This window comes from Gordonia sp. ABSL11-1, from assembly GCF_030315685.1.
In the GTDB taxonomy this organism is placed as follows: Bacteria; Actinomycetota; Actinomycetes; order Mycobacteriales; family Mycobacteriaceae; genus Gordonia.
The window spans coordinates 50,578-77,398 of sequence record NZ_JASXSI010000026.1; the positions used below are offsets into that span (position 1 = coordinate 50,578).

23 protein-coding genes are annotated in these 26,821 nt (G+C 67.7%); 20 read left to right on the forward strand and 3 right to left on the reverse strand.

Annotated elements, in window-relative coordinates:
- Nucleotides 1-40: 40 nt before the first annotated feature.
- Nucleotides 41-724: an MBL fold metallo-hydrolase gene (locus QSJ19_RS22505; RefSeq protein ID WP_286323229.1), complete on the reverse strand. Its 684-nt coding sequence runs from the start codon at nt 722-724 to the stop codon at nt 41-43.
- 208 nt (nt 725-932) lie between these two features.
- On the opposite strand from QSJ19_RS22505, the gene uvrA reads away from it, so the two are divergent.
- The gene (gene uvrA / locus QSJ19_RS22510) at nt 933-3,815 is read left to right on the forward strand and encodes an excinuclease ABC subunit UvrA (protein WP_286323230.1); all 2,883 of its coding nucleotides are present in this window, start codon (nt 933-935) and stop codon (nt 3,813-3,815) included.
- A gap of 57 nt (nt 3,816-3,872) precedes the next feature.
- On the opposite strand, the gene QSJ19_RS22515 is transcribed toward uvrA, so the two are convergent.
- Complete coding sequence (locus QSJ19_RS22515) at nt 3,873-4,214, reverse strand: PspA domain-containing protein (RefSeq protein ID WP_502876323.1); 342 nt, start codon at nt 4,212-4,214, stop codon at nt 3,873-3,875.
- Nucleotides 4,215-4,274: 60 nt separating this feature from the next.
- A complete protein-coding gene (locus QSJ19_RS22520) occupies nt 4,275-4,700 on the reverse strand; it encodes a DUF1844 domain-containing protein (RefSeq protein WP_286323231.1) in 426 nt (141 codons plus the stop codon).
- A 243-nt stretch (nt 4,701-4,943) separates the two neighbouring features.
- Here QSJ19_RS22520 and infC point away from each other — a divergent pair, with 243 nt between their 5' ends.
- From infC to tyrS, 19 genes are all read left to right on the forward strand, one after another.
- Nucleotides 4,944-5,591 carry a translation initiation factor IF-3 gene (infC, locus tag QSJ19_RS22525; RefSeq protein WP_286323232.1) on the forward strand — a complete coding sequence of 216 codons (648 nt, stop codon included), beginning with the start codon at nt 4,944-4,946 and terminating at the stop codon, nt 5,589-5,591.
- Nucleotides 5,592-5,702: 111 nt separating this feature from the next.
- Nucleotides 5,703-5,897 carry a 50S ribosomal protein L35 gene (gene rpmI, locus QSJ19_RS22530; RefSeq protein ID WP_005178720.1) on the forward strand — a complete coding sequence of 65 codons (195 nt, stop codon included), beginning with the start codon at nt 5,703-5,705 and terminating at the stop codon, nt 5,895-5,897.
- 65 nt (nt 5,898-5,962) lie between these two features.
- The gene (gene rplT, locus QSJ19_RS22535; protein ID WP_187589626.1) at nt 5,963-6,343 is read left to right on the forward strand and encodes a 50S ribosomal protein L20; all 381 of its coding nucleotides are present in this window, start codon (nt 5,963-5,965) and stop codon (nt 6,341-6,343) included.
- Between the two features lie 34 nt (nt 6,344-6,377).
- Nucleotides 6,378-7,181: a TrmH family RNA methyltransferase gene (locus tag QSJ19_RS22540; RefSeq protein WP_286323233.1), complete on the forward strand. Its 804-nt coding sequence runs from the start codon at nt 6,378-6,380 to the stop codon at nt 7,179-7,181.
- Between the two features lie 35 nt (nt 7,182-7,216).
- Entirely contained in the window at nt 7,217-7,720 is a 504-nt protein-coding gene (locus QSJ19_RS22545) for a hypothetical protein (protein WP_286323234.1), read from the forward strand.
- A 229-nt stretch (nt 7,721-7,949) separates the two neighbouring features.
- The gene (locus QSJ19_RS22550; RefSeq protein ID WP_286323235.1) at nt 7,950-9,281 is read left to right on the forward strand and encodes an acyltransferase family protein; all 1,332 of its coding nucleotides are present in this window, start codon (nt 7,950-7,952) and stop codon (nt 9,279-9,281) included.
- Between the two features lie 131 nt (nt 9,282-9,412).
- Nucleotides 9,413-10,474 (forward strand): phenylalanine--tRNA ligase subunit alpha, encoded by a 1,062-nt coding sequence (gene pheS, locus QSJ19_RS22555; RefSeq protein ID WP_286323236.1) that lies wholly within the window; start codon nt 9,413-9,415, stop codon nt 10,472-10,474.
- A gap of 74 nt (nt 10,475-10,548) precedes the next feature.
- A complete protein-coding gene (gene pheT, locus QSJ19_RS22560) occupies nt 10,549-13,050 on the forward strand; it encodes a phenylalanine--tRNA ligase subunit beta (RefSeq protein ID WP_286323237.1) in 2,502 nt (833 codons plus the stop codon).
- A gap of 48 nt (nt 13,051-13,098) precedes the next feature.
- Nucleotides 13,099-14,136, forward strand: a complete 1,038-nt coding sequence (gene argC, locus QSJ19_RS22565) for an N-acetyl-gamma-glutamyl-phosphate reductase (RefSeq protein ID WP_286323238.1) — start codon at nt 13,099-13,101, stop codon at nt 14,134-14,136.
- Nucleotides 14,133-15,392 (forward strand): bifunctional glutamate N-acetyltransferase/amino-acid acetyltransferase ArgJ, encoded by a 1,260-nt coding sequence (gene argJ, locus QSJ19_RS22570; RefSeq protein ID WP_286323239.1) that lies wholly within the window; start codon nt 14,133-14,135, stop codon nt 15,390-15,392. Before argC ends, argJ begins: the two co-directional genes overlap by 4 nt.
- The gene (gene argB / locus QSJ19_RS22575; RefSeq protein WP_286323240.1) at nt 15,389-16,285 is read left to right on the forward strand and encodes an acetylglutamate kinase; all 897 of its coding nucleotides are present in this window, start codon (nt 15,389-15,391) and stop codon (nt 16,283-16,285) included. The genes argJ and argB overlap by 4 nt, the downstream gene beginning before the upstream one ends.
- Nucleotides 16,282-17,478 carry an acetylornithine transaminase gene (locus tag QSJ19_RS22580; protein WP_286323241.1) on the forward strand — a complete coding sequence of 399 codons (1,197 nt, stop codon included), beginning with the start codon at nt 16,282-16,284 and terminating at the stop codon, nt 17,476-17,478. The genes argB and QSJ19_RS22580 overlap by 4 nt, the downstream gene beginning before the upstream one ends.
- Nucleotides 17,475-18,398 carry an ornithine carbamoyltransferase gene (argF, locus tag QSJ19_RS22585; RefSeq protein WP_286323242.1) on the forward strand — a complete coding sequence of 308 codons (924 nt, stop codon included), beginning with the start codon at nt 17,475-17,477 and terminating at the stop codon, nt 18,396-18,398. The genes QSJ19_RS22580 and argF overlap by 4 nt, the downstream gene beginning before the upstream one ends.
- Nucleotides 18,395-18,934 (forward strand): arginine repressor, encoded by a 540-nt coding sequence (locus QSJ19_RS22590; RefSeq protein ID WP_286323243.1) that lies wholly within the window; start codon nt 18,395-18,397, stop codon nt 18,932-18,934. Before argF ends, QSJ19_RS22590 begins: the two co-directional genes overlap by 4 nt.
- A gap of 100 nt (nt 18,935-19,034) precedes the next feature.
- On the forward strand, nt 19,035-20,234 hold the full coding sequence (locus QSJ19_RS22595) for an argininosuccinate synthase (protein WP_286323244.1): 1,200 nt from the start codon (nt 19,035-19,037) through the stop codon (nt 20,232-20,234).
- Nucleotides 20,231-21,673, forward strand: a complete 1,443-nt coding sequence (gene argH / locus QSJ19_RS22600; RefSeq protein WP_286323245.1) for an argininosuccinate lyase — start codon at nt 20,231-20,233, stop codon at nt 21,671-21,673. Before QSJ19_RS22595 ends, argH begins: the two co-directional genes overlap by 4 nt.
- A gap of 79 nt (nt 21,674-21,752) precedes the next feature.
- Complete coding sequence (locus QSJ19_RS22605) at nt 21,753-24,734, forward strand: AMP-binding protein (RefSeq protein WP_286323246.1); 2,982 nt, start codon at nt 21,753-21,755, stop codon at nt 24,732-24,734.
- Between the two features lie 53 nt (nt 24,735-24,787).
- Entirely contained in the window at nt 24,788-25,015 is a 228-nt protein-coding gene (locus tag QSJ19_RS22610; RefSeq protein WP_286323247.1) for a Trm112 family protein, read from the forward strand.
- A gap of 52 nt (nt 25,016-25,067) precedes the next feature.
- Nucleotides 25,068-26,363 (forward strand): tyrosine--tRNA ligase, encoded by a 1,296-nt coding sequence (gene tyrS / locus QSJ19_RS22615; protein ID WP_286323248.1) that lies wholly within the window; start codon nt 25,068-25,070, stop codon nt 26,361-26,363.
- The last annotated feature ends 458 nt before the right edge of the window (nt 26,364-26,821 follow it).

A 26,821-nucleotide genomic window follows, 5' to 3' on the forward strand; every position in this document is an offset into this window, starting at 1 on the left:
GTGGCTGTGTCGGTCCAGCCGGATCGGTGCGGGCGGCCGATCACCAGCCCCGCTCGCGCCACTCCGCCAGCGACGGACGCTCGGCACCGACCGAGGTGTCCTTGCCGTGGCCCGGGTAGACGATCGTGCTGTCGTCGTAGCGCTCGAAGACCTTCGCGGTGACGTCGCCGAGAAGGGTCTCGAAGTCGCCGGGCTCCCAGGTCTTGCCGACCCCGCCGGGGAAGAGGCAGTCGCCGGTGAAGAGGTGCACGACGTCGCCGTCGGTGAGTGCGAGGGCGATCGATCCCGGCGTGTGACCGACGAGGTGGATGGCCTCGAACGAGAGGTCGCCCACCGTGATGGTGTCACCGTCGTCGACGAGACGATCCGGCGTGACCGGCAGCTCCTCGGCGTCGTGGCGCCCGGCCGCGGTCGGGACACCGAGCTCGCCGGCCACCTTCTCCAGCGCCTGCCAGTGGTCGAAGTGTCGATGCGTGGTGAAGATCAGTCGTGGGGTCCCGGGCAGCTCGCGGACCAGCTCGAGGATTCGGTCGGCGTCGTTGGCGGCGTCGATGATGAGCTGATCGCCGGTCGCGCGTGAGGTGATGACGTAGACGTTGTTGTCCATCGGGCCGACGGAGAGTTTGACGATGGTCGCCGAGTCGAGCGTGCGCCGTTGTGGGGCCGGCGACTCCGACAGGTCGCCGGTGTAGGTGTCGCTGAGGGAAGCATCCTGGGGACTCATGGTCGCCAGGCTAGCGACGGACGAGGAGGCCTGCAGTTGGTTCGCGAGGGTATCGTGGAGCATCGGCCGACGGACCATCGCGAACTTGTCGGTGGCCGTCGCTAAGGTACGCGCGGAGCGGTCCAACCCAGTCGGCCGACCGCATCCAACCCGCTCACATAACAGCACACCGGCATGCGCCGGATCAGCAACGAATGAGGATTTGCAAGTGGTTGACCGTCTGATCGTCCGCGGTGCCCGTGAACACAACCTGCGCGGAATCGACGTGGATCTCCCTCGGGACAGCCTCATCGTCTTCACCGGGTTGTCGGGGTCGGGGAAGTCGTCGCTCGCGTTCGACACGATCTTCGCCGAAGGGCAGCGACGTTACGTCGAGTCCTTGTCGGCGTACGCGCGTCAGTTCCTGGGTCAGATGGACAAACCCGACGTCGACTTCATCGAGGGGTTGTCGCCGGCGGTCTCCATCGATCAGAAGTCGACGAACCGCAACCCGCGGTCAACGGTGGGCACCATCACCGAGGTCTACGACTATCTGCGTCTGCTCTACGCGCGCGCCGGCCGCGCCCACTGCCCGCAGTGCGGCGAGCTGATCGCGAAGCAGACTCCCCAGCAGATCGTCGATCAGGTGCTCGACATGGAGGCCGGGGTCCGTTTCCAGGTGCTCGCGCCCGTGGTGCGGACCCGCAAGGGCGAGTTCGTCGACCTGTTCGCCGAGTTGCAGACGCAGGGCTTCTCCCGCGCGCGGATCGACGGTGTCGTGCATCAGCTGACCGACCCGCCGAAGCTGAAGAAGCAGGAGAAGCACGACATCGAGGTCGTCGTCGACCGTCTGGCGGTCAAGCCGACCGCGAAGCAGCGGCTCACCGACTCCGTGGAGACCGCACTGCGTCTGGCCGACGGGATCGTCGTCCTCGATTTCGTCGATCTCGAGGAGGACGACCCACACCGGGAACGTCGCTTCTCCGAGCGGATGGCCTGCCCCAACGGACACCCGATCGCCATCGATGATCTCGAGCCGCGCTCGTTCTCGTTCAACTCGCCCTACGGCGCGTGCCCGGAGTGCGACGGCCTGGGCGTCCGCAAGGAGGTCGACGAGGAACTCGTCGTGCCCGATCCGGAGATGTCGCTGTCGGAAGGTGCGATCGCGCCGTGGTCGGGCGGACACAACGCCGACTACTTCCTGCGTCTGATGGGCGGCCTCGCCGACCAGATGGGCTTCTCCGTCGACACCCCGTGGAAGAAGCTGCCCGCCAAGGCCCGCAACGCGATCCTCAACGGCAGCGACCATCAGGTGCACGTCAAGTTCCGTAACCGCTACGGGCGCACGCGGTCCTATTACACCGAGTTCGAGGGCGTCATGTCGTTCCTCGCGCGGCGCATGGACCAGACCGAGTCCGAGCAGATGAAGGAGCGGTACGAGGGCTACATGCGCGACGTGCCGTGCCCGGCATGCCACGGCGCGCGGCTGCGTCCGGAGATCCTCTCGGTCACCCTCGATCACCCGACCCACGGCGCGATGTCGATCGCCGAGGTCTGCGCGCTGTCGGTCGCCGAGTGCGCCGACTACCTCAACGGGCTGACGCTCGACGTGCGCCAGCAGGCGATCGCGGGTCGCGTGCTCAAGGAGGTGCAGGCCCGGATCACGTTCCTGCTCGACGTCGGACTGGAGTACCTGTCACTGTCGCGGGCCGCGGGCTCACTGTCCGGCGGTGAGGCCCAGCGCATCCGTCTGGCGACCCAGATCGGTTCCGGCCTCGCCGGGGTGCTCTACGTCCTCGACGAACCGTCGATCGGCCTGCATCAGCGCGACAATCGCCGTCTCATCGAAACCCTCACCCGTCTCCGCGATCTCGGCAACACGCTGATCGTCGTCGAGCATGACGAGGACACCATCCGCGCCGCCGACTGGATCGTCGACATCGGTCCACGGGCCGGCGAGCACGGCGGTGAGGTCGTGCACAGCGGCAGCTACAAGGATCTGCTGAAGAATCGTCGGTCGCTGACCGGTGCGTACCTCTCCGGCCGTGACGAGTTGCCGGTGCCGGCGATTCGTCGGCCGATCTCGCGGAAGAAGCAGCTCACCGTCGTCGGTGCGCGGGAACACAACCTGCAGGGGATCGAGGTCGGTTTCCCGCTCGGCGTCCTCACCGCGGTCACCGGCGTGTCGGGATCCGGCAAATCGACGCTCGTCAACGACATCCTCGCGACCGTGCTCGCCAACAAGCTCAACGGCGCGCGACAGGTGCCCGGCCGGCACACCCGCGTGAAGGGACTCGATCAGCTCGACAAGCTGGTGCGCGTCGACCAGTCGCCCATCGGACGGACACCGCGGTCCAATCCGGCGACCTACACCGGCGTGTTCGACAAGATCCGCACGCTGTTCGCGGCGACGACCGAGGCCAAGGTGCGCGGGTATCAGCCCGGCCGATTCTCGTTCAACGTCAAGGGCGGTCGCTGCGAGGCGTGCACCGGTGAGGGCACGATCAAGATCGAGATGAACTTCCTGCCGGATGTGTACGTGCCGTGCGAGGTGTGCCACGGAGCGCGCTACAACCGCGAGACGCTCGAGGTGCACTACAAGGGCAAGACCATCTCCGAGGTCCTCGACATGCCGATCGAGGAGGCCGCCGACTTCTTCGAGCCGGTGACGTCGATCCATCGGTACCTGAAAACCCTGGTCGACGTCGGGCTCGGGTACGTCCGGCTGGGTCAGCCCGCGCCGACGTTGTCCGGCGGCGAGGCGCAGCGTGTGAAGCTGGCGTCCGAACTGCAGAAGCGGACCAACGGTCGGGCCGTCTACATCCTCGACGAGCCGACGACCGGTCTGCACTTCGAGGACATCAAGAAACTGTTGGGTGTGATCAGTGGTCTCGTCGACAAGGGCAACACCGTCATCGTCATCGAGCACAACCTCGACGTGATCAAGACCGCCGACTGGATCATCGACATGGGGCCCGAGGGTGGCACGGGGGGTGGGACCGTCGTCGCCGAGGGCACACCCGAGGACATCGCGCTCGAACCGGCGAGTCACACCGGGAAGTTCCTTGCAGGCATCCTCGACGTGGACGAGACGGTGGCGTCGGCGGGCTGACGCAGTCCGATCGAGGGCAATAGTCCGCGTCAGGCGCGGACTATTGCCACGAAACGGCTACTTGCCCATGGATTTGCGGATCTCTTCGAGCTTCTTGCGGGCCGCCTCGTCGCGCTTGCGCATCATCTCGTCGACCTGCTGACCCTCGGGACCGGCCTGAGCGAGTTCCTCGCCGCCGATGGCCGTCGAGATGCGGTTCTCGATCTTGTCGCGGACGAAATCGAAGGTCGGGACACCCGAGTTCGTGTAGTTCGGATCCGGGATCGGTGGTGTGTATGCGGGCGGTGGGGAAGTCGCCGGGGTCTGCGACGGATCGGTGACCACCTCGCCGTCGAGGATGTCGACCTCGGCGCCGGTGGCGGGGTCCTTGGCGGGGTCGTGCGGGGTGTCGCTGCTCACTGTTCCAGGGTACGTCGTGGCTACCGCATCACGGGCGTCCGCGATCCGGGCAGAGCGGACTTACCGCCGCGGCGCGCGCACAGCTCCCGTGTACTTCTCGCCGGGACCCTCGCCGGGCTCGTCCGGGTAGGCGCTCGCCTCACGGAACGCCAGCTGCAATTGCTTCAGGCCGTCCCGGATGGGTGCGGCATGGATGCCGAGATCGGCCTTTGACGCATCGACCAGGCCGGCCAGCGCGGTGATCAGTGTGCGGGCCTCGGGCAGGTCGACGCGATCGGCGGGCGTGCCCTCGGCGAGACCGAGCTTCTCCGCCGACGCGCTCATGAGCATCACGATCGCCCTGGTGATGACCTCGATGGCCGGAATATCGGCCAGATCGCGGACGTTGTCCAGATCGGTCTGCTCCGGACCGACTGCTCCCTCGCCACCTGCCGCGGCGCCCTCACCGGGCATCTGTGCAGGTGACGAATAGGAGTTCTCGGTCATGGCTGCTAGACTCCCATATCACGACCGCCCCGGTTTGCGCCGGGGTCGCAAGTGGAGTTCCGCTCCCACCGTCACGACGCGGTTTCACCGCAGTTGTACGGTCCGGTTCACGCCGACAGTCGCAATGCCTTTGAGCTGCGCGTTCATGTCGGTTCGACATGTGTGTCGACGAACCGGTCGGTAACGGAGCCCTGCGGATGCCAACAGCGTCCCGGGGCTCTTCTGCTGAGAAGCGAGGCCCCTTTGCCATCGGAGGTATCTCCGGTCGGTCACCAGAGAAGAACTGATCAAGGAGGCCCCATCAGCACTGAGACCCGCATCAACGAGCGCATCCGCGTCCCTGAGGTCCGACTCGTCGGACCGAACTCGGAGCAGGTGGGCATCGTGCGTGTTGAAGATGCGCTTCGCCTGGCCTACGAGGCCGATCTCGACCTGGTCGAGGTCGCGCCCGACGCACGGCCACCCGTGTGCAAGATCATGGATTACGGCAAGTTCAAGTACGAAGCCGCCCAGAAGCAGCGCGAATCGCGTCGCAACCAGCAGATGACCGTCATCAAGGAGCAGAAGCTCCGCCCGAAGATCGACGACCACGATTACGAGACCAAGAAGGGTCACGTCGTCAGGTTCCTCGAGGCCGGGTCCAAGGTGAAGGTGACCATCATGTTCCGCGGTCGCGAGCAGTCGCGACCGGAACTGGGCTACCGGCTGCTGCAGCGCCTGGGCAACGACGTCGCCGACTACGGCTTCATCGAGACCTCGGCCAAGCAGGACGGCCGCAACATGACGATGGTGCTGGCGCCGCACAAGGGTGCGAAGACCCGGCAGAAGGCGCAACAGAGCCGCGACGATCGTGGATCGAAGCCGGCCGCGACGGACGCCGAGTCGAATTGATAGCGAGTGGGGATGGGTGACACCATCCGCCACTGAGCACTGACCAACAGCGCGCGAACGACCACCCGACACCCACGGGTGGGTCCTCGCTCGCTCGAATGAAGGAAGAACATGCCGAAGAGCAAGACCCACAAGGGCACCGCGAAGCGATTCAAGGTCACCGGGAGCGGCAAGATCGTTCGCCAGAAAGCCAACCGTCGCCACCTGTTGGAGCACAAGTCGTCGCGCCGCACCCGTCGTCTCGACGGCGTTGCCGTGGTGAGCGAGAACGACGCCCCGCGCATCAAGCGACTGCTCAACCGCTGACCGCCCGGGCGTGAGCCCGGCGGCGACAGCCGAACCGACATCTGACGATTGAAGAGGACTGACACATGGCACGCGTGAAAAGGGCGGTCAACGCCCAGAAGAAGCGTCGTTCGACCCTGGAGGCATCCAAGGGCTACCGCGGACAGCGTTCGCGCCTGTACCGCAAGGCGAAGGAGCAGCAGCTCCACTCGCTGACCTACGCCTACCGGGACCGTCGCGCCCGCAAGGGTGAGTTCCGCAAGCTGTGGATCGCGCGTATCAACGCCGCGGCCCGCGCCAACGACATCACCTACAACCGTTTCATCCAGGGCCTGAAGGCCGCCGGCGTCGAGGTCGACCGCAAGGTCCTCGCCGACATCGCCGTGACCGATCCCGAGGCCTTCACCGGTCTCGTCGAGATCGCACGCAAGGCGCTGCCGGCGGACGTCAACGCCCCGGCTGCCTGATCGCAGCGCAGCACTCGACCCGACCCGACCCGCGATGGAGCTTCTGTCCGAACGCTCCTCGCGGGTCGTGTCGTATGCCAAGCTCCATCGCGCCTCGGTCCGCCGGGCCGAGGGGCGATTCCTCGTCGAGGGTGCGAACTCGGTGACCGCCGCACTCGACGCAGGTCATGCGCAGACAGTGCTGGTCCGCGACGACGAGAACGGACGTCATCGCACCGTCGTCGACGCAGCGATTGCCGAAGGCGTGCCGGTCGTCGGACTCACGGCGCGAGCCGCCCAGAAGCTCTCCGAGACCGAGACGCCACCCGGGGTGTTCGCGATCTGCGGGCTGCTCGACATCCCGCTCGACGACATCCTCGCCACCTCCCCGCGCCTGGTGGCGGTCGCGGTCGAGCCGCGTGAGCCCGGCAACGTCGGCACGCTCGTCCGCTGTGCCGACGCGATGGGCGCCGACGCGATGATCCTGCTCGGTGACTCCGTCGACCCGCACAACGGCAAGAGCGTCCGGTCGTCGGCGGGCAGCGTGTTCCACCTGCCCATCGCCCGCGAACGGTCCGTCGACGACGGCCTGGCCGCGATCCGACGGGCCGGCATCACCGTGTTGGCGACCGCCGCCGATGGCGAACTCGCACTCGACGACGCCGACGACACGTTGGCAGGCCGGTGCGCCTGGCTCTTCGGCAACGAGGCACACGGACTCGACGCCGACGTCCGACGATCCGCCGACCATCGGGTGTCCATCCCCATCCGCGGTCGCGCCGAGAGTTTGAATCTTGCTGCGGCAGCGGCCATCTGCTTGTACGCGACCGCACGCGTCCACGCGTCGGCCGGTCGCTGACCGGCCGACCGGTACCGCCCAGACAGGAGACACCCATGGCCGACACGCTCACCACACCGGCCGAGTGGCCGTCGACCGCCCGCGCCGTTGCGGAGGCGACCGACGCAGGGATCCGGGCGGCGCGCACACAGCACATCGAGGACTTCCGGGACGCTGCCGAGCGTCTCGAGAAGCATGCCGAGGTCGCTCGCGAAGTCCACGAACACATGGTGCGTGAGCTGCTCGAGACCATGTATCAGGACGGCCTGACCGGCGACGACGTCTCCGATGTCCTGCGGCGCACCATCACCGGCGCCGGTCTGTGGGATGCGCAAGTGGATCCGTCGGCGGTCGTGGTGGTGCTCACCGGCGCGCTCGGTGTTGCCGAGACGTCCGACGACCGCGACGCCGGAACGCCGGATGTCGCACCGACCGAGCTGATCGGTGCAGCGATTCTGGTGATGGCCGATCTGCTCGCCGCCGGGGCCATGGATCGGAAGGACTATCTGCTGCGCGCCGTGGAGGAGATCCGCCGCGCCCAGACCGTGGAGATGCCCTGACCGGGTGAGGCCCGTGGGGACTGCGATCAGGCGTCGGACCGACCGCTCACGATGCCGATCGTGCCCCAGAACTCGCCGATCGTGCCCTGTTTGTCGCCGATCGTGCCCAGAACCCTGTTGACCCAGGCCGGCCCGTCGACCCCTACGGCGTGTCGGGACCAGAACTGCTCAGGGACATCCGAGTAGAACTGCTCATCCGGCGACAGCCCATGCGGCGGAACCTCGATGCATGCGAACTCACCTCGGTGTGCGGACTCCCGACAGCAGCCTGCGACGACCCCTTCCCGCCGACCTCGACGCCCTCACCGGATCGCGCGACCGGGTCGTCGACGTCATCCGGCTCTCGTCGCTCGTCGTGGTCATCGCCGGGCACTCCTTGATGCTCACGGTCTCCGCCGCCGACGACGGCCTGCACCTCGGCAACCTGCTGGCCGACGTCCCGGTCATGCAGGGCGCGACGTGGCTGCTGCAGATTCTGCCGCTGTTCTTCTTCGCAGGCGCGGCCGCCGCGACCTACGGCCTGCAGTCGCACCCGTCGTCGTCGACCGGACACTGGTTGCTGGCGCGCGCTCAGCGTCTCCTCCGTCCGGTGTTCTGGTATCTCCTCGCGGTCGTCGCGGCGCTCCTCGTCGCCGTCGGCGTGGGATTCTCGTCGGCCGCCGACGTCATCGCGCACCTCGGCGTCCAACTCCTCTGGTTCCTCGGCGCCTACCTGCTCGTGCTCGCGGTGGTGCCGATGCTGCAACGCATCTCGACGTCCCGGCAGCTTCTGGCCGCGATCGGTGCGTGCTGGGGCGCGACCGCCCTCATCGACGTCCTGCGACTCGCGGTCGGTGTCCCGTCGGTGGGTGTGCTCTCGTTCCTGACCGTGTGGACCGTGCCCGCGATCCTCGGCGTCGGGTACGCGAAGCGACTCGTCAGCTCCGCACAGGCAGTGGTGGGGGCACTCGTGTTCCTCGCGGTCGACATCGGGCTGGTCGTCGTCGGTCCCTACGAGGTGTCCCTGGTGACCGTGCCCGGTCAGCAGTTGTCGAACATGAATCCGCCGAGTCTCCTCCTCGCTGGGCACACGATCGTCCTGTGCGCCGCGGCGATCGCGCTGCGGGGCCCGTTGTCGGCGTTGGTGAACCGACCGCGGATCTGGTGGTGGGTGGTCCTCGGCACCCGTGGCGCGATGACCCTCTACCTATGGCACCTACCGGTCCTCGGATTCATCATCGGCGCCGGCGAACTCGCGGGACTGGGACGGGACCAGACACATCCGGCCGCGTGCGTCGCCATCGTCGCCACCCAGACGGTGCTGCTCCTGGCGCTGATGGTCCCGGTGGTCGCGTTGCTCTCGGGCCGGGAGAACGACCCGCTTCCGTGGTGGGACGCACCCCTGTGCCGGGAGGCCGGGCCGATGCGCGACCGCGCCGTCCTCGTGGGCCTGCTCGTCGTGGGGATCGCCACGCTGATGATGGCGCGAACCGGTCTCGCCGACGACGGGCTCCGGTGGGCAGCGGTCGCCGTCGCCGGTGCGATTGTCTCCCGCGCGATCGCACTGCCCCGACGCGTCTGAGAGTGCCAGCATCGGACACCGCGTCGTCGGTCGGGAGCGCACCGACCTGCGCCGTGGCGGTACGAGCGGCTCGTCTAGGCTGGTAGCCGCATCCAGACGCCTGTTTTTCGACATCGAGGAGAACGCCGCCCGTGGCCAGCCCTGCCGACGACGCCCCTGAGACGCGGTTCCCGGAACCGCAGGAACTCGACGCCGCGGCCGCGGCCGCCGTCGCCGCGTTCGAGGCGGCCGCCGACCTCGACGACCTGGCACAGGCCAAGACGGCGCACCTCGGTGATCGATCACCCATCGCCCTTGCTCGTCGCGCCCTCGGCAGCATCCCGAAGGATCAGCGTTCGGCGGGCGGCAAGCTCGTCAACGAGGTACGCGGACGGGTCAGCGCGGCATTCGATCTCCGCACGACGGCGCTGCAGGCCGAACGAGATGCTGCTGTCCTGGTCGCCGAGTCCGTCGACGTCACGCTGCCCAGTGGACGCCGCCGCGTCGGAGCCCGTCACCCGATCACGGTGATTGCCGAACAGGTCGCCGATGTGTTCGTCGGCATGGGCTGGGAGATCGCCGAGGGACCCGAGGTCGAGACCGAACACCACAACTTCGACGCACTCAATTTTCTGCCGGACCATCCGGCGCGATCGATGCAGGACACCTTCTACATCGCACCGGAGGGATCGCGGCAGGTGCTGCGCACCCACACCTCGCCGGTGCAGGTGCGCTCCATGCTCGACCGTGAACTGCCGATCTATGTCGCCTGCCCGGGACGCACCTTCCGCACCGATGAACTCGACGCCACCCACACCCCGGTCTTCCACCAGATCGAGGGATTGGCGGTCGACAAGGGGCTCACCCTGGCGAATCTGCGCGGCACCCTCGAGGTGTTCGCGCGGGCGCTCTTCGGCCCCGACACCACGACGCGGATGCGGCCGAGCTATTTCCCGTTCACCGAACCGTCGGCCGAGGTCGACGTCTGGTTCCCCGCCAAGAAGGGCGGTGCCGGTTGGGTGGAATGGGGCGGCTGCGGCATGGTCAACCCGAATGTCCTGAGGGCCAACGGTATCGACCCGGACGTGTACACAGGCTTCGCATTCGGCATGGGCCTGGAACGCACCCTGCAGTTCCGCAACGACATCTCCGACATGCGTGACATGGTCGAAGGTGACATCCGTTTCACCGTGCCGTTCGGTCCCGCGGTCTGACCGGCCGCCGCGGTCCCCGTCACCGGTGACAGACCACCCGAGCAGAAATCGATCGATGAAAGTAGTTGGTTGACGTGCGTGCCCCCCAGTCCTGGTACACCGAGGTGCTCCGCCAAGGAGACCCGCAGTGGTCGGCGACCACCGAGGAGATAGACCGGGGTTTCGTCCGGGTCGGCTTCGAGATCGAGGACATCGACCCGTTCCCGGAGATCACCGGGCCCCTGGTGATCGGCCGGGTCGAGACCATCGAGGAACTGACCGAGTTCAAGAAGCCGATCCGCTTCTGCACGGTCGAGGTGGGGGAGAGTGAACCGCGCGGAATCGTCTGTGGTGCACGCAATTTCGCCGAAGGTGACCTCATCGTCGCGGCCCTGCCCGGAGTCGTGCTGCCCGGACCGTTCGAGATCGCGTCACGCAAGACCTACGGACGGATCTCCGACGGCATGATCTGTTCGGTGTCCGAACTCGGCATCGGCCAGGATCACATCGGGATCCTGGTCCTCGCTCCGGGCACCGCCGAACCGGGTGCGGATGCCCGGGAGGTCCTCGGCCTCGACGACACCGCGATCGACATCAACGTCACCCCCGACCGCGGGTACGCCTTCTCGGTGCGCGGACTCGGCCGTGAACTCGCGGGGAGCTTCGGCGTCCCGTTCGTCGACCCGGGTGCCGGTGCGGGTGCGCAATCCGATCCCGTGCACTCCGAACCGCCGGCCACCGGCACCGCGCAAGCGTGGCCGGTCGCGATCGCCGACGACTCGACGGCCACCCGCTACACCGCTCGCGTACTCACCGGCGTCGACGCGACCGCGGTCTCCCCGTGGTGGATGCAGAAGCGACTGATGGTCGCGGGCATCCGGCCGATCTCGGCCATCGTCGACGTCACCAACTACGTGATGATCGAACTCGGACAACCGCTGCACGCCTTCGACGCCGACAAGCTCACCGGCACGGTACGGGTCCGGCCGGCGGCGCCCGGCGAGAAGCTCACCACCCTCGACGGGGTGGAACGCACCCTCGACCCCGAGGACGAGGTCATCGCCGATGACAACGGACCGATCGCACTCGCCGGGGTGATGGGAGGCGGCGCCACCGAGGTGGGCGACGCGACGACCTCGATCCTGCTCGAGTCGGCGACATTCGACCCCGTCCGCGTGTTCCGCACGGGCAAGCGGCACAAACTCACCTCCGAGGCGAGCAAACGATTCGAGCGGACCGTCGATCCCGAGATCACCGCGGTGGCCTCGGATCGCGCCGCGCAGCTCATCATCGAGATCGCCGGTGGCACCGTCGCCTCCCCGCTCAGCGAGGCGCGAGTCGTCGCCGGAGAGCGTGTCGCCATCGACATCCCCGCCGACGACCCGGACCGCACGGCGGGCATCGACTATCCGGCCGGCACCACCGCGTCGCGACTGGCCGAGGTCGGATGCGTCGTCGACGGCACCGATCCGCTCCGCGTCACCCCGCCGTCCTGGCGGCCCGATCTGCGTCAGCGCGCGGATCTCGTCGAAGAGGTCCTGCGCCTCGAAGGTCTCGAGGACATCCCCGCCGTCGTGCCGCGCGCTCCGGCGGGCACCGGCCTCACCGCCGCCCAGCGTCGTCGGCGCAGCATCGGCCGGACGCTCGCTCTCGACGGCTATGTCGAGGTGCTGCCGTATCCGTTCATGCCTGCCGGCGTGTTCGACATCTGGGATCTGCCCGCCGACGACGAACGCCGACGGACCGTCGCGGTCCTCAACCCGCTCGAATCCGAACGCCCCGAGCTGAACACCACGCTCCTTCCGGGACTGCTGGAGATGGCAGCGCGCAACATTGCTCGTGGTCAGCGGGATCTGTCGCTCTTCACCATCGGTCAGATCGTGCTCGCCGGCGACCAGGTCACCTCCGTCGGCGCGCTCGACGTCACCCGGCGCCCCTCGGACGAGGAGATCGCCGCGCTCGACGTGTCGCTGCCGCGTCAGCCGCTGCACGTGGCCGTGGTCCTGACCGGCTTGCGCGATCCTGCCGGCCCGTGGGGACCCGGCCGCGCGGCCGACCACGTGGACGCGTTCGAGGCGGCGCGGGCGATCGGACGGGCCTCCGGTGTCGACGTCGAGCTGATCGCCGACGATCACCGCCCATGGCATCCGGGCCGGTGCGCCCGTGTCGTCGTCGAGGGCGCGACGGTCGGTCATGCGGGTGAACTGCATCCTGCGGTCCTGGAACGTGCCGGTCTCCCGAAGCGGTTGTGCGCGGTGGAGATCGACATCGACGCGGTGCCGCTCGAACAACGTCTGCCGGCACCGCGGGTCTCGCCGTTCCCGGCGGTTCTGCAGGATGTGGCCGTCGTCGTCGCGGACACCGTGGCCGCCGCCGAGGTCGAGGCCGCGTTGCGGGCGGGCGCCGGTGAGCTCCTCGAATCCATCGACCTGTTCGACGTCTTCACCGGCGATCAGGTCGGGGCGGGCAGCAAGTCACTGACCTTCGCGCTGCGTTTCCGCGCCGACGATCGCACACTGACCGAGGAGGAGGCCAACGAGGCCAAACTCGCCGCGGTCGCGCACGCGGGCGACCAGGTCGGTGCCCGCCTACGCTGACGGGGACCCGTCACTGAATTGATTTGCATCAACATGCATAATGATCGCATGACGATCAAGGTGGCGGTTGCCGGCGCCAGCGGCTACGCGGGCGGAGAGATCCTTCGACTCCTCTGTGGGCATCCCCGACTGCGATCCGGCGACCTGGAGATCGGCGCGCTGACCGCGGGCGGCAATGCCGGGAGCACACTCGGTTCCCTCCATCCGCATCTGCTCCCGCTGGCCGACCGCGTGCTCGAGGAGACCACACCGGAGATCCTCGCTGGGCATGACGTGGTGTTCCTCGGCCTGCCGCACGGGGCGTCGGGCGAGATCGCCGACGCTCTGTCACCGTCGACGCTGATCATCGACTGCGGTGCCGATCACCGGCTGGAGAACGCCCAGGACTGGACCGACTACTACGGCAGCGACTATGCGGGGCGGTGGCCCTACGGTCTGCCGGAGATCCCGGGCAACCGCGAGATCCTGAGGGACGCCAGCCGGATCGCGGTACCCGGCTGTTACCCGACGGTCTCCGTACTGGCCCTGCGCCCGGCCGTGGCGGCGGGGCTCGTCGATCCCCACGTCACCGTCGTCGCGGTCAGTGGCGCATCCGGTGCGGGACGCTCGCCCAAGGTGGATCTGCTCGCGTCCGAGGTCATCGGTTCGGCTCGCGCCTACGCAGTCGGCGGCGCTCACCGGCACACGCCCGAGATCGCGCAGGCGCTGTCGGCGGCCGCCGAGTTCCCGGTGTCGGTGTCGTTCACGCCGGTTCTCGTCCCGATGGCGCGCGGCATCCTCGCCACCTGCACCGCACGCACCACCGCCTCGGCCGCGGAGATCCGCAGCGCCTACGAGAAGGCATACGGCGACGAACCTTTCGTGCACCTCCTGCCCGACGGCGTGCTCCCGACCACCGGCTCGGTCATCGGCGGCAACGCCGTCCAACTCGCCGTCTCCGTCGACGAGCGCGTAGGCACCCTGGTGGCCGTGGGCGCCATCGACAACCTGACCAAGGGCACCGGCGGCGCCGCTGTCCAATCGATGAACCTCGCGCTCGGCTGGGACGAGGCCGAGGGCTTGAGCACCGTGGGAGTGGCGCCGTGACGACATCGCAGCAGCCCGGCGAGACCGACGACCGGATCACCCCGGGCGCACCGCTGGACGCGCCCCGCCTCGTCCGCGAGCAGGGAGTGACCGCACCCCTCGGCTTCCGGGCAGCGGGAATGGCCGCCGGTATCAAGGCTTCTGGTGCCGCCGACCTCGCGCTCGTGCTCAACGAGGGTCCCGACCACTCCGCGGCGGGCGTCTTCACCCGCAATCAGGTGAAGGCCGCGCCGGTGCTGTGGAGCCAGCAGGTCCTGACCACCGGACGGCTTCGGGCCGTGATCCTCAACTCCGGTGGTGCCAACGCGTGCACCGGGCCGGGCGGATTCCAGGACACCCACGCCACCGCCGAGGCCGTCGCCGAGGCGCTCAGCAATTGGGGCACCGACACCGGCGCCGTCGAGGTCGCGGTGTGCTCGACCGGACTGATCGGCGATCGCCTGCCGATGGACAAGGTGCTCGCCGGTGTCACCGAGATCGTGCACGACATGGGTGGCGGGCTCTCCGGTGGCACCGATGCGGCACACGCCATCATGACCACCGACACCGTGCCCAAACAGGTTGCGCTGCATCATCCGCAGGGCTGGAACGTCGGCGGCATGGCAAAGGGCGCCGGAATGCTCGCACCGTCGTTGGCGACGATGCTCTGCGTGCTCACCACCGACGCGAACGCGACGGCTGAGCAGCTGGACGCGGCGTTGCGCAAGGCCACGAGCAGGACACTCGATCGGCTCGACGTCGACGGGTCGACGTCCACCAACGACACCGTGTTGCTGCTGAGTTCCGGCGCCAGCCAGATCCCGGTCGAGCAGGCCGATCTCGACGCGGCCGTGCTGGCCGTCTGTGATGATCTCGCGGCCCAGATGATGGCCGACGCCGAGGGCGTGACCAAACGTGTCGTCATCACCGTCGCCGGTGCGGTCACCGAAGACGATGCCGTCGCCGTCGCCCGGACCGTCGCGCGGGACTCACTCGTCAAGACCGCCATGTTCGGTTCCGATCCCAACTGGGGTCGTGTCCTGGCAGCGGTCGGGATCGCGCCCGTGACGATCGATCCCGATCGGATCTCGGTGTCGTTCAACGGGACGCCGGTCTGCGAGCAGGGCTGTGGTGTGCCCGGGGCGCGCGATGTGGATCTGAGCGGTGTCGACATCGCCGTCACCATCGATCTCGCCCTCGGTGACGAGTCGGCGAGCATCCGGACGACCGACCTGTCACACGGATACGTCGAAGAGAACTCGGCGTACTCGTCATGACGCTCAGCGCTCTCGACAAGGCGTCCGTGCTCGCCGAATCGCTTCCTGCCCTGCAGGATCTGCACGGCGCGACGGTCGTCGTGAAGTACGGCGGCAACGCCATGATCGATGACGATCTGAAGAAGGCGTTCGCCGCAGACATGGTCTTCCTGCGCGCCTGCGGCGTCCATCCGATCGTGGTGCACGGTGGTGGCCCGCAGATCTCGGCGATGCTCAGCCGACTCGGCCTCGAAGGCGAATTCCGCGGCGGCTTCCGCCTCACCACCCCCGAGGTGATGGATGTCGCGCGGATGGTGCTGTTCGGTCAGGTCGGACGTGAACTCGTCGGACTGATCAATGCTCACGGGCCGTACGCGGTCGGCATCACCGGTGAGGACGCACATCTGTTCACCGCGACCCGACGCACCGTGCTCGTCGACGGCGTGGCCACTGACATCGGACTGGTCGGCGACATCACCTCGGTGAACACCTCTGCCGTGCTCGATCTCGTCGGTGCGGGCCGGATCCCGGTGGTGTCGACGATCGCTCCCGACCGGGACGGCGTGGTGCACAACATCAACGCGGACACCGCGGCCGGCGCCCTCGCCGAGGCGCTCGGGGCGTCGCGACTGGTCATGCTGACCGACGTCGAAGGGCTCTACACCGACTGGCCGGACCGGGAGTCGCTCGTCTCGCGGATCGGTACCGGCGAACTGTCACGACTGCTCGGGTCGCTCGATGCCGGCATGGTGCCCAAGATGGAGGCCTGTCTGCGTGCCGTCGACGGGGGAGTCCGTCAGGCACACGTGATCGACGGCCGCGTGCCGCATTCGGTCCTGGCGCAGTTGTTGACCGAGAGTTCCACGGGAACAACCGTTCTCGCCGACGCCGATCTGGAAGGTGGCGCAGCATGACCGAGCCGTTGCAGCAGCGGTGGTCGGCCGCGCTGATGAACAACTACGGGACCCCGGCGATCGCACTCACGACGGGATCGGGAGCCGTCGTCACGGACGCGAACGGCAAGGAGTACCTGGATCTTCTCGGGGGCATCGCCGTCAACGCGCTCGGCCACGCGCATCCGGCCGTCGTCGAGGCGGTCACCACCCAATTGCAGACACTCGGTCACGTCTCGAACCTCTACATCAGCGGTCCCGCTGTCGAACTCGCGGAGCGCCTCCTCGACAAGTTCGGTCATCCGGGGCGGGTCTTCTTCTGCAATTCGGGGACCGAGGCGAACGAGGCGGCCTTCAAGCTCGCACGCCGGACCGGACGTCCTGAGATCGTGGCCGCCGAACGTGCGTTCCACGGCCGCACGATGGGCGCGTTGGCGATGACCGGTCAGCCCGCGAAACGTGCACCGTTCGAACCCATGCCGGCCGGCGTGCGGTTCGTGCCGTACGGCGACGTCGCGGCGCTGGAGGCCGCGGTCACCGAGAACACGGCGGCGGTCATCCTCGAACCCATCCTGGGCGAGAGCGGTGTGGTCGTCCCGCCGAACGGCTACCTGGCCGCCGCCCGGAGGATCACCTCCGAGCAGGGCGCGCTCCTCATCTTCGATGAGGTGCAGACCGGGATCGCCCGGACCGGTGCGTTCTTCGCCCACCAGGCGGCCGGCGTCGTCCCGGACATCATGACGCTGGCCAAGGGTCTGGGCGGTGGCATGCCGATCGGCGCCTGTGTGGCGACCGGACCGGCCGCCAATCTCTTCGAACCCGGTCAGCACGGCACCACCTTCGGTGGGAATCCGGCGTGTTGCGCAGCCGCCCTGGCCGTGCTCGATGTCATCGACGACGAGGGGCTCGTGGATCACGTGGCGTCGGTGGGGAAGTCCATCGCGACCGGCATCGAGGACCTCGGACATCCGCGGATCGCGCACGTACGCGGCAGCGGACTGCTACTCGGCGTGGTCCTGACCGACCCGCTCGCGGCCCGGGCCGAGATCGCCGCTCGCGATGCGGGGTACCTCATCAATGCGCCTGCGCCCGATGTCATCCGGCTCGCACCCCCGCTCATCCTCACCGAGGAACAGGGTGCCGGGTTCGTGGCGGCGCTGCCGGCGATTCTCGACGCCGCCGTCGCCGCCGATTCCCCGGGAGGCAAGGCATGATCCGGCACTTCCTGCGCGACGACGACCTCACACCGGCCGAGCAGGCCGAGGTTCTCGCCCTTGCCGCCGAGGTGAAGGCGTCACCGTTCGCGCACAGGCCGCTCGAGGGACCGCGCGGCGTCGGGGTGATCTTCGACAAGAACTCGACCCGAACCCGGTTCTCGTTCGAGATGGGCATCGCGCAACTCGGCGGACACGCGGTCGTCGTCGACGGCACCACCACCCAACTCGGTCGCGACGAGACCATCGAGGACACCGGTCGCGTGCTGTCGCGGTTAGTCGACGCCGTGGTCTGGCGGACCTTCGGCCAGGATCGGCTGGAGGCGATGGCGTCGTCGGCGAGCGTCCCGATCGTCAACGCGCTCTCGGACACCTTCCACCCCTGCCAGGTGCTCGCCGATCTGCAGACGATCATCGAACGCAAGGGTCGCACCGCCGGACTGTCGATGACCTACCTCGGCGACGGGGCGAACAACATGGCGCACTCGCTGGCCCTGGGCGGGGCCACCGCCGGAATGCACGTGACAATTAGTGCGCCAACAGGTTTCGAACCCGACTCCGAGGTCGTCGAGGCCACCACGGCCCGGGCCGCCCAGACCGGCGGCTCGATCCGGGTGATCGCCGATCCCGGCGAGGCGGTCGTCGGCGCGGACGTCCTCGTCACGGACACGTGGACGTCGATGGGGCAGGAGGGTGACGGGAAGGATCGTACGGCGCCGTTTCGGCCGTACCAGATCAACGACGACCTGGTGGCGAAGGCGGCCACGGATGCGATCGTGCTGCATTGTCTGCCCGCCCACCGCGGCGAGGAGATCACCGACGACGTCCTCGACGGTCCCGCCAGCGTCGTCCTCGACGAGGCCGAGAACCGGCTGCACGCGCAGAAGGCGCTGCTGATCTGGTTGCTGGGGCAGCGATGACCGCCGGCAGACCGACGTCCGACGACACCCCGGTCGCGCCGCCCGTGGCGACCGAGACACGGCTGGCCGCCACCAAGGCGGGACGGCACGCACGGATCATCGACATCCTCTCGACCCATCAGGTGCGCAGTCAGTCGGAGCTGCAGCACCTGCTGGCCGCGCAGGGTATCGATGCCACCCAGGCGACGATCTCCCGCGATCTCGACGAACTCGGCGCGGTCAAACTCCGCGCCGCCGACGGCGGAGCGGGCGTGTACATGGTGCCCGAGGACGGTTCGCCGGTGCGTGGCGTCTTCGGCGGGACGGATCGCCTCGCCCGGTTGCTGTCGGAACTGCTGGTATCCACCGACAGCAGCGGGAACCTCGCGGTCTTGCGGACGCCGCCGGGAGCCGCGCATTATCTGGCGAGCGCTCTCGACCGCGCCAGCCTGCCCGACGTGGTGGGGACCATCGCCGGGGATGACACCATCTTCGTGGTGGCACGGGAACCGGTCGACGGCGCCGAGCTCTCGCGACGAATCGAGGGCCTCGTGTAACCGCGTGGCCCGACACCTCAGCCCTTCGGACACAATCAGACCAACAGCACCACGAGCGGGACGAAGCCCGCGCCGGTGCGCAGGAACACAGGAGAATGACATGGCGGAACGCGTCGTACTCGCGTACTCGGGCGGCCTCGACACCTCGGTGGCGATCAGCTGGATCGGCAAGGAGACCGGCAAGGAAGTCGTGGCCGTCGCACTCGACCTCGGCCAGGGCGGCGAGGACATGGATGTGGTGCGCCAGCGCGCCCTCGACTGCGGGGCCGTCGAGGCGGTCGTCGTCGACGCCCGCGACGAGTTCGCCGACGAATACTGTCTGCCGACGATCAACTCGAACGCCCTGTACATGGACCGCTACCCGCTCGTGTCGGCCATCTCGCGCCCACTGATCGCGAAGCACCTCGTCACCGCGGCCCGCGACCACGGCGGTACCGTCGTCGCCCACGGCTGCACCGGCAAGGGCAACGACCAGGTGCGCTTCGAGGTTGGATTCGCCTCGCTGGCACCCGATCTCGAGGTTCTCGCGCCCGTCCGCGACTACGCGTGGACCCGGGAGAAGGCGATCACGTTCGCCGAGCAGAACGACATCCCGATCAACGTCACCAAGAAGTCGCCGTTCTCGATCGACCAGAACGTGTGGGGACGCGCGGTGGAGACCGGGTTCCTCGAGGACCTGTGGAACGCTCCGACCAAGGACGTCTACGACTACACCGACGACCCGACGGTGAACTGGAACTCGCCCGACGAGGTCATCATCACGTTCGACAAGGGCCGCCCGATCGCCATCGACGGCCGCCCGGTGAGCGTGCTCGAGGCCATCCAGGAACTCAACCGGCGTGCGGGCGCACAAGGTGTCGGTCGCCTCGACGTCGTCGAGGACCGCCTGGTGGGCATCAAGAGCCGCGAGGTCTACGAGGCCCCGGGCGCGATGGTGCTGATCCGTGCGCACGAGGAACTCGAGCATGTCACCCTGGAACGCGAGCTCGGCCGCTATAAGCGGCACACCGACCAGAAGTGGGCCGAACTGGTGTACGACGGACTGTGGTTCTCGCCTCTCAAGCGCTCGCTCGACGCGTTCGTCGCGTCCACACAGGAGCATGTGAGCGGTGACATCCGCCTGGTTCTGCATGGTGGGCACATCGCGGTGACCGGCCGGCGCAGTGGCGAATCGCTCTACGACTTCAACCTGGCGACCTACGACGAGGGCGACAGCTTCGATCAGTCGGCCGCACGCGGATTCGTGGAGCTGCACGGACTGTCGTCGAAGATCGCGGCTCGGCGGGATCTGGATCTGTGACCTCGCATGGCACCAACGAGGGCTCGCTGTGGGGCGGCCGGTTCGCCGACGGCCCCGCCGCGGCGATGGCGGCGCTGAGCAAGTCCACACACTTCGACTGGGCGTTGGCGCCGTTCGACATCGAGGCGTCGGAAGCGCACGCGCGCGTGCTGTTTCGCGCGGGTCTGCTCACCGACGAGGAACTCGAGGCGATGCTCGTCGGTTTGTCCCGGCTGGCCGCCGACGTCGCGAGTGGGGCGTTCGGGCCGGCCGAGAGCGATGAGGACGTCCACGGCGCGCTCGAACGTGGCCTGATCGACCGGGTCGGGCCGGAACTCGGCGGGCGACTCCGCGCCGGGCGTTCGCGCAATGATCAGGTCGCCACGTTGTTCCGGATGTGGTTGCGCGCGGGGATGCGTCGAGTGGCACTCGGACTGCTCGACGTCGTCGACGCCCTGATCGGGCAGGCGCAGGCGCACCCGGATGCGGTGATGCCGGGCAAGACACACCTGCAGGCCGCGCAGCCGGTTCTGCTGGCTCATCATCTGCTCGCGCATGCGCACCCGCTGCTGCGTGACGTCGACCGGCTCGCGGACGCGGACCGTCGTACCGCGGTGTCGCCGTACGGATCCGGCGCGCTCGCCGGATCCTCGCTCGGGCTCGACCCGGCCGCGATCGCCACCGATCTCGGCTTCCACCGTGCGGCGGAGAACTCGATCGACGCGACGTCGTCGCGCGATTTCGCCGCCGAGGGAGCGTTCGTACTCGCCATGATCGGGGTGGATCTGTCGCGGCTGTCCGAGGAGATCATCCTGTGGAGCACACCTGAGTTCGGGTACGTGACCCTCGCCGATGCCTGGTCCACGGGCAGCTCGATCATGCCGCAGAAGAAGAATCCCGACGTCGCCGAGCTCACCCGCGGGAAGTCGGGCCGACTCATCGGCAACCTGACCGGCCTGCTGGCGACGCTCAAGGCACAACCGCTCGCCTACAACCGTGACCTGCAGGAGGACAAGGAACCCGTCTTCGACTCCGTGGCACAACTCGAGTTGCTGTTGCCGGCGATCACCGGTCTCGTCGCGACGTTGGAGTTCCACGAGGATCGGATGGCCGATCTGGCGCCGGCCGGGTTCACGTTGGCCACGGACATCGCGGAATGGATGGTGCGACAAGGGATTCCGTTCCGTGTCGCCCACGAGGTAGCCGGCGCCAGCGTGCGGGCGGCCGAAGAACGCGGGATCGGTCTGGCCGACCTCGACGACGCCACCCTCGCCGCGATCAGTCCGGACCTGACTCCGGCCGTGCGGGATGTGCTCACCGTGCGTGGATCGATCGAGTCGCGCAACTCGCACGGCGGAACCGCGTCGGTCCAGGTGCGACGACAGCTAGCCGACCTCCGCGACGAGGTGGACCGACTTCGCGCCGAGTGGCCCGGAGAAGGGGTCGACCCGCCCGGCTGAGTACGCTGAGTGCGCCGCCCGCGGGGAGGTCGGTACAGTGACGTGCATCACTCGATCGAGAGGGGAGGGGAACGCCGTCATGGTGGGACTCCCGGTGCTGCCCGACATCGGTTCAGCGGTCGAACGCGTACTGGCCACGGCGCAGAACGGTCTCGAGGTGCTCAGGCTCGGCGGACTGGAGACCGGTACCGAACCGGCACCGTTCAGCATCGTCGAGACCGAGAAGATGTTCCGGCTGCGCCGGTACTTCCCGGACACGCCGACCGACGGACCCCAGATCGTCCTCGTACCGCCGATGATGGTGTCGGCCAACGTCTACGACGTCACCGAGGCAAATGGTGCGGTGTCCATCCTGCACCGGAACGGAATCACTCCGTGGGTGATCGACTTCGGGTCCCCGGACTCCGAAGAGGGCGGGATGGAGCGCAATCTCGCCGACCACATCGTCGCTGTCAGTCGGGCCATCGACCTCATCGTCGAGGCGGCCGGGCGCGATGTCCACCTCGCCGGCTATTCGCAAGGCGGAATGTTCGCCTACCAGACCGCCGCCTATCGGCAGTCGAAAGGGATAGCCAGCCTCATCACCTACGGCAGCCCGGTCGACGTCCTCGCCGCCCTGCCCCTCGGTCTGCCGGCCGGTCTCGTGGTACCCGGAGCAGAGTTGCTCGCCGACAAGGTGTTCAACCGTCTGTGGGTACCAGGCTGGATGGCCCGCGCGGGATTCCAGTTGGTCGACCCGGTCAAGACCGCGCGCAGCCGCATCGATTTCCTCCGCAAACTGCATGACCGCGAGGCACTGCTGCCCCGCGAGGACCAGCGCCGCTTCATCGAGGCCGAGGGATGGGTCGCGTGGTCGGGGCCCGCCGTGGCGGAGCTACTACGACAGTTCGTGGTGCACAACCGGATGATGTCGGGCGGCTTCGTCATCAACGGGGATCTGGTCTCCTTGACCGAGATCACCTGCCCGGTGCTGGCTTTCATCGGCGAGGCGGACGACATCGGTCAACCCCTCGCGGTCCGTGGAATCGCGCGTGCCGCCCCCGCCGCCACCGTGTTCGAATCACGCGTCCCGGTAGGACATTTCGGGCTCGTCGTCGGCAGTACCTCCGGCGGGCACACGTGGCCCACGACCTCGGACTGGGTGTTGTGGCAGGACGGGACCGGGGACCGCCCTCCGCTGGTCGAGGAGATGCACACCGAGCTCGACCCCCACGGCAGCGGTGTCAGCTTGTCATCGCGCATCACCCACGGCATCGGCTCGGTCGCCGACGCGGGGGCCGGCGTGTCGCGCGAACTACTCGGGCTGGCGACCTCGCTGCAGCGGACGTCGCGGGCCGTCGCCCAGGAATCCGTGCGCACGGTGCCGCGACTGCTCCGTCTCGGACAGATCCAGACCGGCACCCGGATCTCGCTCGGCAAACTGATGTCGGAGAACAGCAAACGCGCCGCCGACCAGGAGTTGTTCCTGTTCGAGAACCGGGTCCTGACCCATGCCCAGGTCAACATGCGCATCGACAACGTGGTCGCAGGACTGATCGACTGCGGGATCCGTCCCGGCGTCCACGTCGGTGTGCTCATGGACACCCGACCCAGTGCGCTCGTCGTGGTCGCCGCGCTGTCGCGACTCGGGGCCGTCGCGGTCCTTCTCGCCGCCGATGGCGACATCCCGGAGATGCTGCGTCTGGGCGACTGCTCGTCGGTGGTCACGGATCCGACGCACCTCGACGTCGTGGCAAAGCACTCCGATCGGGTTCTCGTGCTCGGTGGCGGCAGTGGTGAGACGCGTGACATCGATGCTGCCGACGGCGCGTCGGTCATCGACATGGAGCGCATCGATCCCGACGCGGTCGACATCCCGGCGTGGTACCGGCGTGATCCCGGGTTGGCGGGAGACCTGGCCTTCATCTTGTTCACACGCTCGGGCGGCAACCTGGCACCGTGGCCGGTCACGAACCATCGGTTCGCCATGTCCGCGTTCGGCGCGGCGTCGGCGGCCGCACTGACCGACCGCGACACCGTCTACTGTCTGCCTCCACTGCATCACGCATCGGGCTTGCTCACCACACTCGGTGCCACCGTCGTCGGCCGCTCCCGGATCGCATTGTCCGAACGGATCGATCCGGAGACGTTCACCGCAGAGGTGCACCGCTACGGCGTCACCGTCGTCTCCTACACCTGGACGATGCTGCGCGAGGTCGTCCACAGCCCGGACTTCCGGGTCAACCAGTACAACCCGATCCGGTTGTTCATGGGGTCCGGCATGCCGAACGGTCTGTGGGGCGACGTGCTGGAGAGCTTCCCGCGGGCCCGTGTCCTGGAGTTCTTCGCGACCGCCGATGGCTCGGCGATCCTGGCCAACGTCTCCGGCGACAAGATCGGTTCGATGGGACAGGCTCTGCCGGAGACGAACCCCGTGGAGGTGGCCGCCTTCGACGTCGATCGTGGACGTCTGGTGGTCGACGACTCCGGATTCGTCGGCAAGGCCGGTGTCGGCGAGGTCGGCCTGTTGCTGGCCCGCGCCCGGCACCGCTTCGACACCTCGTCGACGGTGCTGCGCGACGTCTTCGCCACCCGCGACCGCTGGGAGGTGTCGGGTCACCTGTTCGAGCGTGACGCCAACGACGACCTGTGGTTCTACGGTTCGGTCGACACCGTCATCCGGTCGTCGGACGGCCCGGTGTACGTCCCGCCGATCGAGGCGGCGTTGTCGCAGGTACGCGGTGTCGATCAGGTCGTGGTGTACGGGCTGGGGGAGACCGGGCACCAGATCGCGGTCGCGGCGGTCACCATGCGCAGTGTCGGCGGGCGATCGGAGTCGCTCACGGTGTCGGCGTTACGGGTCGGCCTGGGCGGTTTGGCCGCCGAACGACGGCCGCACCTCATCTGGGTCGTCGAAGAGATCCCGGTCTCCGACTCCTACCGACCCCTGGCCCGCCGGTTGTCAACACGCGGGTTGCCCCGGCCGGGTGCCCGCGTGTGGTACCGCGATGCGGACGGCAGGTATCGTCGCTACACGAGAACTGCTGCGGCAGAAGTTGGTTGGGATGCAGAGGCCATATAGGGCGGCCGTCCGGCGAGAGATGACATGGCAGCGACGACGAGAAGAGGGCCGACGTGACCTCACGTGCGGAATCGATCGATCCCATCACCCGCGAACGGTTGGTGTGCCCGCAAGATCACGGACCGCTGATCGATGCGGGGGATGAGCTCTACAACCCACGCCTGCGGGTGGCCTACCGGATCGATGACGACGGCATCCCGGTGATGCTCGCCGACGAGGCGCGAACCGTCGACGACGCGGAGCACCAAGCCTTCACCGCGGGCGGTACCGACAGCCCGTGACCTGCGGGCAGGTGGTCGTCGGCCCGCCCCGGCCGGATGACAAGATCGAGGGGTGAGCACCGAGACGCCGGCCTCGTCGTACATCGACATCCTCTCCGAACTCGAGTGGCGCGGGCTGATCGCCCAGTCGACCGACCTCGACGCCCTCCGCGGTGAACTCTCCCGCGGGCCGATCACGTTGTATGCCGGCTTCGATCCGACGGCGGCGAGTCTGCACGCCGGGCACCTGGTGCCGCTCCTGACCCTGCGGCGATTCCAGGAGTCCGGCCACCGTCCGATCGTGCTCGCGGGTGGGGCCACCGGTCTGATCGGCGACCCCCGAGACGTGGGGGAACGGACGATGAACGCGCCCGACACCGTCGCGGAGTGGGCCGACCGCATCGGTGGACAGCTGCGCCGCTTCGTGACCATCGACGACTCGCCGACCGGGGCCCTCATCGTCAACAACCTGGACTGGACAGGCCGACTCAGTGCGATCGAATACCTTCGTGACCTCGGAAAACACTTCTCCGTGAATGTGATGCTCGCGCGCGACACCGTGCGCCGGCGACTGGAGTCCGACGGGATGAGCTACGCCGAGTTCAGCTACCTGTTACTGCAGTCGAACGATTTCGTGGAGTTGAACAGGCGTCATGGCTGCACGCTGCAGGTCGGTGGTTCCGACCAGTGGGGGAACATCGTCGGTGGCGTCGACCTCGGCCGTCGACTCGACGGTTCATCACTGCACGGGATGACGGTCCCGCTGGTCACGTCGTCGGACGGCAAGAAGTTCGGGAAGTCGACCGGCGGTGGGAGCTTGTGGCTCGATCCGGACCTGACCAGCCCCTACGCCTGGTACCAGTACTTCGTGAACACGGCCGACGCCGACGTCGTCCGGTACCTCAAGTGGTTCACCTTCCTCGGCCGTGACGAGATCGCCGAACTCGAGCGCGCGACGGAGGAGACGCCGCACCTGCGGAAGGCGCAGAAGCGGCTCGCCGCCGAGATGACCACGCTCATCCACGGCGAACAGCACACGAAGGGTGCCGAGTTGGCGAGCACGGCTCTGTTCGGGCGCGGCGACCTGACCGAACTCGACGAGCAGACGCTGGCGGCTGCGGTCGGGGAGACCACGGTCGCCGACTACCGGGGGAAGCGGCCCACCATCGTCGAACTGCTCGTCGACACTGCGCTGTCGGAGAGCAACAAAGCTGCGCGTCGATCGATCGCAGAGGGCGGCGCATACGTGAACAACACCAAGATCACCGATCCCGAGTGGCAGCCGGCCGACGCTGATCTGCTCCACCACCGATGGCTGGTGATCCGAAGGGGCAAGAAGAGTTTCGCCGGCGCTACGATATCGCTCTGACCAGGTGATTTGACGCGTTGTACGCATCTGTGTAACTTAATCGACGCACCGCAGAGAGCAACTCCCCCGGGGCCGACAAGGACTCGGGGAGGTGAAGGTGCCCGAGCCTCAGGGATCGGGACAACTCGGCGGGGCCAACCCCCGAAAAGAACTTCGAAACGGGAGTTGCGGACCGGAATACGGTCTGGTACGCTGGAAGAGTTGCGCCGGAGACGGACAATTTTTCCAAACAGAACGTAAAGCTCGCAGGTGAGCGCCCTGTTACAGGGGTAGTGCCGGTGGGTGTGTGTTCTTTGAGAACTCGATAGTGTGTTGGACGATTTTTCGATGCCATTAGTTTAGGCATCGAAGTTCTTTTGTTGAAGTTTTTTGATGCCAGTTTATTTGGATAATATTTGGTCAGGTTTTGCTTTCCTGATTGTGTTGATTCGGCCGGCTATGCCGGTGGTTTCAGTAAG

Coding starts and splice junctions, on each gene's coding strand:
- QSJ19_RS22505 (WP_286323229.1), bottom strand. CDS start 724: ATGAGTCCCCAGGATGCTTCCCTCAGCGACACCTACACCGGCGACCTG.
- QSJ19_RS22520 (WP_286323231.1), bottom strand. CDS start 4,700: ATGACCGAGAACTCCTATTCGTCACCTGCACAGATGCCCGGTGAGGGC.
- rpmI (WP_005178720.1), top strand. CDS start 5,703: ATGCCGAAGAGCAAGACCCACAAGGGCACCGCGAAGCGATTCAAGGTC.
- rplT (WP_187589626.1), top strand. CDS start 5,963: ATGGCACGCGTGAAAAGGGCGGTCAACGCCCAGAAGAAGCGTCGTTCG.
- QSJ19_RS22540 (WP_286323233.1), top strand. CDS start 6,378: ATGGAGCTTCTGTCCGAACGCTCCTCGCGGGTCGTGTCGTATGCCAAG.
- QSJ19_RS22545 (WP_286323234.1), top strand. CDS start 7,217: ATGGCCGACACGCTCACCACACCGGCCGAGTGGCCGTCGACCGCCCGC.
- QSJ19_RS22550 (WP_286323235.1), top strand. CDS start 7,950: ATGCGAACTCACCTCGGTGTGCGGACTCCCGACAGCAGCCTGCGACGA.
- argC (WP_286323238.1), top strand. CDS start 13,099: ATGACGATCAAGGTGGCGGTTGCCGGCGCCAGCGGCTACGCGGGCGGA.
- argB (WP_286323240.1), top strand. CDS start 15,389: ATGACGCTCAGCGCTCTCGACAAGGCGTCCGTGCTCGCCGAATCGCTT.
- QSJ19_RS22580 (WP_286323241.1), top strand. CDS start 16,282: ATGACCGAGCCGTTGCAGCAGCGGTGGTCGGCCGCGCTGATGAACAAC.
- argF (WP_286323242.1), top strand. CDS start 17,475: ATGATCCGGCACTTCCTGCGCGACGACGACCTCACACCGGCCGAGCAG.
- QSJ19_RS22590 (WP_286323243.1), top strand. CDS start 18,395: ATGACCGCCGGCAGACCGACGTCCGACGACACCCCGGTCGCGCCGCCC.
- QSJ19_RS22595 (WP_286323244.1), top strand. CDS start 19,035: ATGGCGGAACGCGTCGTACTCGCGTACTCGGGCGGCCTCGACACCTCG.
- QSJ19_RS22605 (WP_286323246.1), top strand. CDS start 21,753: ATGGTGGGACTCCCGGTGCTGCCCGACATCGGTTCAGCGGTCGAACGC.